The 8,800-nt window shown below is 37.7% G+C and carries 9 protein-coding genes and 2 pseudogenes; 5 read left to right on the top strand and 6 right to left on the bottom strand.

The window, feature by feature from the left end:
• The 5 genes and pseudogenes from L950_RS31015 to L950_RS34405 all read left to right on the top strand — a co-directional run.
• Positions 1-1,245: pseudogene (locus L950_RS31015) on the top strand (TonB-dependent receptor); the annotation flags it as partial.
• 18 nt (positions 1,246-1,263) lie between these two features.
• Complete coding sequence (locus tag L950_RS34415; protein WP_231577800.1) at positions 1,264-1,968, top strand: RagB/SusD family nutrient uptake outer membrane protein; 705 nt, start codon at positions 1,264-1,266, stop codon at positions 1,966-1,968.
• A complete protein-coding gene (locus tag L950_RS34410) occupies positions 1,944-2,339 on the top strand; it encodes a hypothetical protein (protein WP_021189431.1) in 396 nt (131 codons plus the stop codon). The genes L950_RS34415 and L950_RS34410 overlap by 25 nt, the downstream gene beginning before the upstream one ends.
• The gene (locus L950_RS37585; RefSeq protein WP_410528155.1) at positions 2,336-2,428 is read left to right on the top strand and encodes a RagB/SusD family nutrient uptake outer membrane protein; all 93 of its coding nucleotides are present in this window, start codon (positions 2,336-2,338) and stop codon (positions 2,426-2,428) included. The genes L950_RS34410 and L950_RS37585 overlap by 4 nt, the downstream gene beginning before the upstream one ends.
• A pseudogene (locus L950_RS34405) lies at positions 2,425-2,718 on the top strand (RagB/SusD family nutrient uptake outer membrane protein); the annotation flags it as partial. The gene L950_RS37585 and the pseudogene L950_RS34405, both read left to right, overlap by 4 nt.
• Positions 2,719-2,789: 71 nt before the next feature.
• On the opposite strand, the gene L950_RS22485 reads toward L950_RS34405, so the two are convergent.
• From L950_RS22485 to L950_RS22460, 6 genes are all read right to left on the bottom strand, one after another.
• Positions 2,790-3,278 carry a GNAT family N-acetyltransferase gene (locus L950_RS22485; protein ID WP_021189429.1) on the bottom strand — a complete coding sequence of 163 codons (489 nt, stop codon included), beginning with the start codon at positions 3,276-3,278 and terminating at the stop codon, positions 2,790-2,792.
• Positions 3,279-3,524: 246 nt separating this feature from the next.
• A complete protein-coding gene (locus L950_RS22480; protein WP_021189428.1) occupies positions 3,525-4,907 on the bottom strand; it encodes a M14 family zinc carboxypeptidase in 1,383 nt (460 codons plus the stop codon).
• A gap of 4 nt (positions 4,908-4,911) precedes the next feature.
• Positions 4,912-5,964 carry an LD-carboxypeptidase gene (locus L950_RS22475; RefSeq protein ID WP_021189427.1) on the bottom strand — a complete coding sequence of 351 codons (1,053 nt, stop codon included), beginning with the start codon at positions 5,962-5,964 and terminating at the stop codon, positions 4,912-4,914.
• An 18-nt stretch (positions 5,965-5,982) separates the two neighbouring features.
• Positions 5,983-7,320: a dihydroorotase gene (locus L950_RS22470; protein WP_021189426.1), complete on the bottom strand. Its 1,338-nt coding sequence runs from the start codon at positions 7,318-7,320 to the stop codon at positions 5,983-5,985.
• 265 nt (positions 7,321-7,585) lie between these two features.
• Positions 7,586-8,278: a response regulator transcription factor gene (locus L950_RS22465; protein WP_021189425.1), complete on the bottom strand. Its 693-nt coding sequence runs from the start codon at positions 8,276-8,278 to the stop codon at positions 7,586-7,588.
• A 99-nt stretch (positions 8,279-8,377) separates the two neighbouring features.
• Positions 8,378-8,800, bottom strand: a 423-nt coding sequence (locus tag L950_RS22460; protein ID WP_021189424.1) for a TlpA family protein disulfide reductase, incomplete at its 5' end; no start/stop codon positions are given.

The following is an 8,800-nucleotide window of genomic DNA, read 5'->3' as shown; positions in this document are numbered from 1 at the left end:
CCTATACCTCGCTGGGGCAATTTTTGGTCAGTAGCAGGCTCCTGGAATATTGCTAAAGAAAGTTTTATTTCTCAAGTAGAAGATATCAATGCTTTGAGGGTAAGAGCATCCTACGGTATAAATGGCACTTTACCAACTCCAAATTATGGTTGGAGATCATTGACCAGCTATTCGAACAAATATATGACACAACCTGGAGGCGCTTTGAGTAATATCGCTGACCCTAATCTCAGCTGGGAAAGAAATTACACGACCAATTTAGCCTTAGAATTTGGACTGTTTGAAAATAAAATATTTGGTTCGGTTGAGTATTTCAACAGAGATTCTAAAGATCTCATTCAGCAAGTTCCGATCTCAACAATAACTGGATTTTCCAATACACTAAAAAATATTGGAGAGATCAACAATAGAGGTCTAGAATTTGAATTAGGGTCTGATATCATAAAGAAACAGGATTTCAGATGGACCGCAAGTGTAAACGCTACTTTTATTGACTCTAAAGTCAGCAAGCTAAGTGGTGGCAAACCTATTATTTGGTACGATCCAACAGGTAGGGATGATCGTGCAGGTTTCATCTATCAAGAAAATCAATCGACATTATCTTTTTATGGTTTAGAATGGGCGGGTGTCAATAAAGAAAATGGTAAAAATGTCTGGTATACGAATGATGATACCGAGGGAGATTTTCTATTCGAAGGAAGAGGTGCCAGTTACAGCTATACTAAGGCACAACAAACCATTATTGGGGATGCCAATCCAAAAGTTTACGGTGGCATTAATACAGATGCGGAATATAAAGGCATATCTCTTGGCTTAAACTTCGCCTACAAAATCGGTGGAAAACTGTATGATGCTACATCAAAAGATGTTGCTGACGATGGTTACTATTGGGAAAGAATTCATTCCCAGTATTTTGTTGATGGATCTTGGTCTCCTACTAATAAAGATGGCAACTTCCCTATGGTTTCTGGTCGAGATCTAGAAGATGTCAATCAAATCAGTAGCCGTCACCTCTATGATGCTTCATATTTGCGATTGAAAAACATTTCATTATCCTATAAAATTCCAAATGATTATTTGAGCAAAATAGGTATCAACAATGCACGTATTTTCTTTAATGGAAGTAATTTATTGACTTTCTCAAAATACAAGTATATGGATCCAGAGGTTAATCAGTATGGTACACGTGGATGGGAAACTCCTACTCCTAAAACCTATACTTTTGGATTAGAATTTAATTTTTAACCTATTGAATTAAGAAAAATGAGAAAATTATTTATTGCTTCGTGCATCTTTATATCCTTATCAGCTTCATCTTGTAAGGACTTTTTAGACGTAAAACCGACAAATTCTGGAGATGCTGAAACCTCCATACAAACGGCTGCTGATGCCAAAGTTATTGTCAATGGTGTTATGAGCATTCTTTCACATCGAGATTATTATGGTCGAAATTTCCCGTTATATGCCGATGTAAAAGGTGGTGACTTTACTATTTTTGCGGCTGGTCGAGGATTTGATTATTTGTATACTTTTAACCATAGTGCTTCTTCCAATAGCTATTCAAGTGTTTGGACACAAGGATTTAATGCAATTGCTCAAATCAACAATCTGCTGAAAAATATTGAAAGTCTAAAAGCGACTGGATCATTGGAAAATTTCAATTCGTATGAAGGTCAGGCCTTGACAGCTCGAGCGTTGGTCAACTTTGACTTAGTGCGGCTCTATGGAGAACCTTACAATGAAAATAAAGCAGCTTGGGGTATCCCCATTATCACGAAATCCTTGAAGGCTGATGCTCAGGAATTGAGAAGCACAGTTGAAGAGACCTACAAACAAATCCTCCTAGATCTTAAAGCTGCGGAGACTTTACTTCCGAAAACAAAATTGAACGGCTATTTAAACTATTATGCGAATAAAGCTTACAGGCCCGGGTTTACTTATACATGGAAGATTATCCAAATGCTTTGACCGCGGCGCAGGAAGTGATTAACTCAAAAGTGTACACTTTGTACAGTAATGCGACTTGGGTAGATTCTTGGAAATCAGAGTTTGGTACAGAGTCTATTTTTGAACTAGGAATTTATCCTAATGAAAGTGATTTAGGAAATTCGTCTTTAGGTACATATTTTAGAAGATCTGCTCATGGTAGTTCGGCTATCTTAGGGAATTTTATGGCCAGCGACTTTTTCTTAAATCGTCTTAAACAAGATGATACAGATGTACGTTGGGGCATCATGGCACGAGATGAAACATCTGCAACTCGATTGGGTGCAATTTATAAGTATAGTGGTGGCATTAACTTAGAGGGAGATAAAAATCTTCAAACAGTACCGCCGTGAACTTCAAGGTTATCCGCCTATCTGAAGTTTATTTAATGGCTGCAGAAGCTGCTCTGAAATCTGATAAACTCTTGCTGCAAACTATTTAAATGAAATCCGCAAACGTTCTCCAAAGTTAAGCCTTACAAATGAGTCGACCATATCTTTAGATATAATCGCTGAAGAAAGAAGCAAGGAATTGGCTGGAGAAGGTCATCGTTTCTTCGATATGATCCGCTTGAATAAAGCAATTGAATTTAATGATGAATTTGGTTCCATCAATGCGATCCATCGTACTAAAACAATTAATAGATCGTTTAATAAAACGATCCTTCCAATTTTCATAGATGAAATTAATGCAAACCCAGGTATTGGTGCACAACAAAATCCGGGATATTAGTCTCTATGATTGACGCAATAAAAAATGGCTTCTGATGTTGATCGGAAGCCATTTTTTGTGAGTTATCTTTTTTATGAATCTATCTTTTGAAAGGCTACCCGAGGTGTCCCATCGCCGACGTAGATAATGCCACAACGTATGTATCCTAGTCTTGTGAGTACTTTTTGCATCGGGATATTTGTTTCATGGGTATCGACCCGGATGTTGTGACATTGTTCAAAGCACCATTGAAAGCATTGTGCCGCTACTCCTTTTACTTGACCATTGGAAGCCAGACGATGTACTACACCATATGGCTCTTCATTCAACCACTGCCCATCTTCAATTATGGTATAATTTGGATCAGGTTCTAGTGAGAAACAGAAGGTGGCTACTATTGCATCATCTTCTATACAGACATAATTCTCTCCGATCGCTATTGTTGACTGGATATATTCCCGAGAGGGATAGCCATTTGTCCACTGAATGGTATTGCCACTAGCACGCATTAAACCTCGTGCAATGTCAATAATAGCCATCACCTGATCTAAATCTTCTAATTTTGTTTTTCTAATATCCATATTTACAATAAACTTTTATATTATCAGTAACGAAGTGACCAAGTAACCAATGGTATAACCTTCTAACTTGTTATCAGTAACGAAGTGACTAGTGACATAGTAACGAAAGTTCTAACTAACTAACTAACTAACTAACTAACTAACTAACTAACTACCGAACAATCTGTTTCATATTTCGTGGCAACTCTTGATTCAAATCAATGAGATAACCATTGATAACAGCGTATTGAATTTCTTCATTCTTCTTTAAGAAAAATTTGCTTCTTTACCAAGACTTAATGTTCTGATCGTATTCAACTTGCTTTTAGATAGCACATTGATGGGTAAATGATGTAGTACTTTGGGCTCGGATGCATTTATCTGTACGCCGGCATATCCTTGCTTCAATAATGCTTTTATATCAACGTTTTCAAGATCACTCAGGCGATAAAATTCCTTTTCGTAAACTTTAGCTTCTACAAATTCGAAATCTGTCAGATCCAGATCATCGTATCCATAAAAGTCATGAAGATCTCCAATGTCTTCAATATATCCTTTTGTATAGTAATCTTCACCCTCGGTAATCTCATCTCTTCGGATAGCAATATCTACTTTAAGAGGAAGTCCATGTGATATTGTAGTCACCCGACGAAGGATCACATCGTGCAGCTGCGAGGCATTGAATGGTATGTGCTGGTATTCTGAGATTGAAAATTGCTGATAACTGTCCTGGGCGATTTGCAGTAAGGAATTAAGAATCATAATAAAATTCAATTTTCTAATTTCCTGTTTTTCCGGATCTCCAGCAAAAGCTCCTGATTCGATCAGTATGGTGCTTGCTCCCCATTTCTGAAAGCTATCTCCAAAAGCTCTTGGGGAGTGTTCATCATCATATTTGGCAATGGCTCCTGGGATATAGTCTTGAAGCAGCTGATTCATCCCAGCTATGATCTTCATTGCATTACCACGCACTTCATTGACTTCGCGCTCCCAATTATATGCTGGTGCTAAAAGGGAAATGGTAACCGGAGTTTTAGTTCCCGGAACGTTATAATAGATATTCTGATCGTGTAGATTAAAACCAAATTGTGGTTTGATCAGTTCTGCCTGATTTCTTAATAGCTTACCTTCCGGTGTTGCAGTATCTCTTGCATCCCGATTCAGATCAATGTGCTGCGCATTTCTTCTCGTATAGACTTCAGCTCCATCTGGGTTGAGCATAGGGATAAAATGCACTTCTAAGTTTGATTTTAATATTTCCCTTAAGCTTTGAAATCTGCTATCTTTTCCTTCTAGGAAATTAAACAGGTCAAAAAGGGCCATGGTTGCGGTCGGTTCATCGCCATGCATCTGCGACCACAGCATTACTTTCTTTTTTCCCTGACCGTAGGTTAATTTATAGATCGATCTTTTTTGAACTGACAGTCCGATTTGATCAATCTTTAGGGTTGATTCCTCCTGATGCTTATTGATGAGATCGACTACAGTCGAATGTTTAAATCTACGTTTTGTTAACGTGCTTTCTTTATAGGATGAATAGGCTTCATCAAAATCATTTTTATTTAAATTCATGGTTTGGGCAGAAATTGTAATTCCCGAAGTAACGAAGATCAAAAAGAAGATAATTTTCATCAGGGAGATAATTTTCATCGATTTAATCTTTTAGTACTTTCTCTAAAAGTGTAATGGTTCCTTTGTCGGCATCTATTTTGACCTGTGCTCCTACCGGTAATATAAATTGATTGGCAATATGTCCGATCATGGCTCCTGAATATGCAGGAATCCCGAGCGGTTTGATATAATCGTTCAATACCTGTTCGAGCGTAAGAGAACCATAACCTCCTGCTGGCCCACAGTCCGTACACTTACCAAAGACGAAACCTTTGATCTGATCCAAAATTCCTGCTAATTTTAATTGACAGAACATCCGGTCCACGCGCTCTATATTTTCATCTACTTCTTCTAGGAAGAGTATGGCATTTTTAAAATCTGGCAAATAGGCTGACCCGCATAACCCACTGAGCAATGTCAGGTTTCCTCCTAGTAGTGTACCTGTTGCTTGTCCTGAGTTTAAGGTCGTGATCCGCTCTTTGTACTGGATAAAGTTATCGCCTTTTTCTGTTGGGTTTGCAAATTGTGCCGGCTGATTAAGGAAAAATTGATTTTCAAAATTTTTAGCAACGGTATTACTCCATGTACTGATACCGACTGCGCCGTGAAAGGATATTAAACCAGTCTTTTTATAGAAGGCCATGATCAGTGCGGTAATATCGCTATAACCTAATAATACTTTGGGGTTATTGGCGATGAGTTGATAATCAATATGTGGTAATAAACGGGATGCTCCAGCTCCTCCGCGTATACAGACAATCGCTTTCACTTCTTTGTCTGCAAACATGCTGTGGATATCGGCTAGTCGCTCTTCATCTTTTCCTGCAAAATTACCATATCTACTTCGGATATGTTTTCCTTCCTTGATTTTGAAACCAAAGTTTTCAAAAATTTCGCGGGTCATAACAATGGCTTCTTCGGTATCAATAACTCCCGCAGGAGCTATTAATCCGATGGTATCTCCTTTGCGCAATACTTGAGCTAGTAATTTCTTTTGATCTGCTTTTGTTTCAAAGAAATCTTCCTGTGCAAATGACAGTGCAGGTATTCCTGTTGCGACTAAGCCTAAGGATTTTAAAAATGTTCTTTTATCCATAGTCCTGGATGATCATGATTATCTGTTAAATAATAGACGTCTACCAGAGCCGTACTCGATCAAGCTCCCTTTGGAATAGGCTAATTGTCCTGATACAATGGTGTGCTCGATAGAAGATTTAAAGGTATGATCTTCAAATGGAGACCAGCCACATTTTGATAGTATATTTGATTTTGTAACCGTATAGGGTTTGTTTAAATCTACTAATACTAAATCTGCCCAATATCCTTCACGAATAAATCCACGTTCTTCAATCTGGAAGCAAATTGCTGTATTGTGTGCTGACTTTTGAACGATCTGCTCTAAAGTGATCTTGCCCTCATGGTACATGTCCAATAAAGCTTGTAATGCATGCTGTACCAATGGCCCTCCAGATGGTGCGGCGCTATAAGCTTGTGTCTTTTCAGCAATGGTATGTGGGGCATGATCGGTAGCAATTACATCGATATGTCCATCCAATACCGCTTTTACAATGGCATCTCTATCATCTGCTGTTTTAACAGCTGGATTCCATTTGATAAAATTACCTTTTGTCTTGTAATCGACGTCGGAGAACCACATATGGTGAATACATGCTTCAGCTGTAATTAATTTTTCTGCCAATGGAATGTCATTTCTGAATAGTCCGATTTCTTTAGCAGTAGAGATGTGCAGAATATGTAAGCGGGTATTGTTCTTTTTTGCTAATTCTACAGCTTTGGAGGATGAGATGTAGCAAGCTTCTGCCGAACGAATAAGGGGATGCATATCTATTGTCAATCCTGCTTCGCCATATTTCTCTTTATATATAGCAAGGTTTTCCTGGATAGTGGCTTCATCTTCGCAGTGTGTGGCTACTAATGTGGGCGAGTTGGCAAATATCTGTTCCAATGCACGCTCATTGTCTACCAACATATTACCTGTTGATGATCCCATGAATACTTTGACACCACAGACATCACGAGGGTTTGTTTTGAGTACTTCTTCCAGATTATCATTTGCCGCACCCATAAAAAATGAGTAATTGGCTAAAGCATTTTGAGATGCGATATCGTACTTATCTTGTAACAAAGATTGTGTTAAAGTATTGGGTACTGTATTGGGCATTTCCATAAATGATGTTGTACCTCCAGCTACTGCGGCACGGCTTTCATGCCAGATATCAGCTTTGTGCGTCAATCCTGGTTCGCGAAAGTGTACTTGATCGTCAATTAATCCGGGTAAAAGGTGTAATCCTTCGGCGTTAATCTCTCTATCGGCAGGGTGGTTAATCTCTGCGGCGATCATCTCGATACGGCCATTACTGATATAAACATCTGAAGTGGTAATTTTCCCTTCATTAACGATTTGTGCAGATTTTATAAGTATTGTTGACATGGATGATGGTAATGTTTAATATGATATACAAATATAAGCATTTGAATATTTACAGCCTAAAAATACACAATTGGATGCTTGCTTACATACTTTATGAGTTTGAAAATTTGGTCTTTTAAATCTGTTGCATTAAGCCTGCTTGTTTTATATTTAATTGGATGACTTAAAACTGAAGTTGATCAAGATGTTATCGATTATACCTCTACAAACAAAAAAGCAGTAATGGGATCCATTACTGCTTTTAATTATAATTATATCTTATCAATTAGGCAACATCAAATTTGTATCCAACACCTTTAACGGTGGTTACATAATCTTCACCAATTTTTTCTCTAAGCTTTCTGATGTGTACATCAATTGTTCTGTTGGTAACAACTACTGAATCTTCCCAAATACTTTTCAAAATTTGTTCTCTTGTAAAAACTTTATTTGGTTTTGATGCTAATAAGTACATCAATTCAAATTCTTTTTTTGCAAGTACAATTTTCTGTTCTCCACGGTACACTAAAAAAGAATCACGATCAATCACCAGATCCATAATCTCTAATCTGTCTTGTGATCGTGCTGCTTCTTCCGAAACATTTCTTCTTAGAATGGCATTGATACGGCTCATCAAAGCACGGGGCTTGATAGGCTTTGCAATATAATCGTCGGCTCCAACATGGAAACCTGCAATTTCAGAATACTCTTCACTTCTAGCCGTTAAAAATACCATAAATGTATTTTTAAACTCTGGCATAGCACGCATTAATCGGCAGGCTTCGATACCGTCCATCTTAGGCATCATAACATCCAAAATAATCAGATCTGGATTAATATCCTTTGCTACATTGATAGCTTCGTGACCATTCGAAGCAGTCGATACTTGATATCCTTCACGCTTAAGATTGTAAGCAATTAACTCTAGAATATCTTGCTCGTCATCAACTACTAATATTTTTTGCTTTGCAATGCTCATCTTTTTTTTTGCTAAATTATGAACAAAATGACAACAAAACATTAACGAAGTGTTATTAAATTGTTAAGTAACATTACGAAAGTTAATATTTAATTTGCGCTATTTTAAAGTTTTCTTTAAAAAATCTTCCAATTCTTTACCGCGTAGGTTTTTAGCAATGATCAAGCCTTCTGGATTTAAGACATAGGAGGCTGGTATCCCTGTGATTCGATACAGACCAACAACAACGGATCCCCATGCTTTTAAATCAGATGCCTGCGTCCATTGTAACTGATCATCTGCTATGGCACGCATCCATGGTCCCGGATTATCATCAAGAGATACTCCGAAAACGTCAAAACCTTTTCCTTTGTACTGATTATATAATTTGACAATATTCGGATTTTCTTGACGACATGGCATACACCATGACGCCCAAAAATCTAACAGCACATATTTTCCTTTGAAATCTGATAACTTGATGGATTTATTGTTAGGTGTGAACGATTCAAAGTCTGGAGCTGGTTGACCTACAGCCAACTT

The sequence above is a fragment of the Sphingobacterium sp. IITKGP-BTPF85 genome (assembly GCF_001006065.1).
Lineage (GTDB): Bacteria > Bacteroidota > Bacteroidia > Sphingobacteriales > Sphingobacteriaceae > Sphingobacterium > Sphingobacterium anhuiense.
Note: the sequence above shows the minus strand (reverse complement) of the source record. Positions and strands in the feature narration are given on the sequence as shown.

What these genes read in the sequence shown, in the direction of transcription:
- L950_RS34415 (WP_231577800.1), top strand. Translation starts at nt 1,264, where the DNA reads ATGAGAAAATTATTTATTGCTTCGTGCATCTTTATATCCTTATCAGCT.
- L950_RS34410 (WP_021189431.1), top strand. Translation starts at nt 1,944, where the DNA reads ATGGAAGATTATCCAAATGCTTTGACCGCGGCGCAGGAAGTGATTAAC.
- L950_RS22485 (WP_021189429.1), bottom strand. Translation starts at nt 3,278, where the DNA reads ATGGATATTAGAAAAACAAAATTAGAAGATTTAGATCAGGTGATGGCT.
- L950_RS22480 (WP_021189428.1), bottom strand. Translation starts at nt 4,907, where the DNA reads ATGAAAATTATCTCCCTGATGAAAATTATCTTCTTTTTGATCTTCGTT.
- L950_RS22475 (WP_021189427.1), bottom strand. Translation starts at nt 5,964, where the DNA reads ATGGATAAAAGAACATTTTTAAAATCCTTAGGCTTAGTCGCAACAGGA.
- L950_RS22470 (WP_021189426.1), bottom strand. Translation starts at nt 7,320, where the DNA reads ATGTCAACAATACTTATAAAATCTGCACAAATCGTTAATGAAGGGAAA.
- L950_RS22465 (WP_021189425.1), bottom strand. Translation starts at nt 8,278, where the DNA reads ATGAGCATTGCAAAGCAAAAAATATTAGTAGTTGATGACGAGCAAGAT.